Origin of the sequence: Marivirga atlantica (assembly GCF_016734805.1) — a bacterium.
Lineage (GTDB): Bacteria > Bacteroidota > Bacteroidia > Cytophagales > Cyclobacteriaceae > Marivirga > Marivirga atlantica.
In genome coordinates, this window is the sequence record NZ_JAERQG010000011.1 from 1 (window position 1) to 1374 (window position 1374).

The 1374-nt window shown below is 38.3% G+C and carries 2 protein-coding genes; both read right to left on the reverse strand.

Features of this window, described 5'->3' with window-relative positions:
- Positions 1 to 46: 46 nt before the first annotated feature.
- Positions 47 to 991, reverse strand: a complete 945-nt coding sequence (locus JKP34_RS18110) for an IS3 family transposase (protein WP_201924738.1) — start codon at positions 989 to 991, stop codon at positions 47 to 49.
- A complete protein-coding gene (locus JKP34_RS18115) occupies positions 916 to 1335 on the reverse strand; it encodes a helix-turn-helix domain-containing protein (RefSeq protein ID WP_201924736.1) in 420 nt (139 codons plus the stop codon). The genes JKP34_RS18110 and JKP34_RS18115 overlap by 76 nt, the downstream gene beginning before the upstream one ends.
- Between the last annotated feature and the right edge of the window lie 39 nt (positions 1336 to 1374).

The following is a 1374-nucleotide window of genomic DNA, read 5'->3' on the forward strand; positions in this document are numbered from 1 at the left end:
TGACCCGTCCTAAATAAGCGTTACAGTTTTTAGGATAAAATTATGGTTAAATATAGGGAGTAGCAGGTGTTAACTTGCTACTCTTTTTCATTTTATAGGTTTTTATTTCAATACTAGATTGTTGGTGCATTTCTACCGGTGTTCTCATCATACATGAAGAATGAGGTCTGAACTTATTGTAAGTGTTTATACTTTCTTTAATTAGTTGTCTCATACTTTCAATATTCAATTTGTACTCAAGTAAAAACTCCTGCTTGATAATTCCATTGACGCGCTCAGCAACGGCATTAGCATATGGATCATAACTTTCAGTCATGCTACATTGCAGATTATTCTTTTTTAGGGCCTTTTGATAACCATCACAACAGTATTGAAAACCTCTGTCTGAATGGTGAATCAGTGGCTGATCATGGTAACTCCTATGCTTTACAGCCATTTTTAAAGCCATTAAAACTCCTGTTGATTTTAGGGAGTCACTTAAATCATATCCTACAATCTTCTTCGAATAAGCATCTGTTACCAAGGCCAGGTACATAGGATAGTCTCTATTGCCTACGTAAGTAATGTCAGAGACCCATATTTGTTCCGGTCTAGTTGGTGTAATACCTTCAATGAGGTTTCGATGTTTCCAGAACCGATGATGAGAGTCAGTGGTGACATGATAAGCTCTTTTTGGCTTAATAAGCATGTGATTTGCTTTTAAAATGGCAAAGAGCCGATCTCTACCAACACCTAACACACTAAGTTTATCAGTTAAAAGATAGTACAGTTTCCGTGCGCCAATCCTTGGCTGTTGCATTCGAATTTCTTCAACCATTTTGATCACTTTTTCAGCTGTTTGTTTTCTTTGAACAATTGAACGTTTTGCTCGATAATAAACCTGTCTGCTTACCCCAAACAGTCTACAGGTAGCCGTTAGGCTTTCTTGGTATTGTTCTCTGTAGAGGTCGACTGTTCGGGTGAAGAGTTTTTTCGAATAGGGATAGCATATTCCTTCTCTGCCAAATCAATCATCATATCAAATATGATTGACTTCTGGTCTGATTGAGCCAGTTGGTGCTCTAATAGCTTCTTCTGCTTTTCAAGCAACTTAACCTTAGCTTCGAGTTCCATCACCTTTTGTTCCGGGGTCTTGGGCATATTGGACGGTGTTTGATTTTCCCAATCAAAGTTACCATATTTTCTCAACCAGCTCATAACTGTGGACCTAGCTTGGATGCCATACTTACGCTGTGCCGCTCCTGTGGACAATTCACCTGATTCAACTTCCCAAACTACTTGAAGCTTTAAGGATAAACTGTAGTCCTTCTGGGTTCTTTTTACATATTCTTTCATTACACATTCTTTTGTGTAACGCTATTTCAGGACGAGACA

Excerpts from the sequence above, each read along its gene's own strand:
- JKP34_RS18115 (WP_201924736.1), bottom strand. The coding sequence starts at position 1,335 with ATGAAAGAATATGTAAAAAGAACCCAGAAGGACTACAGTTTATCCTTA.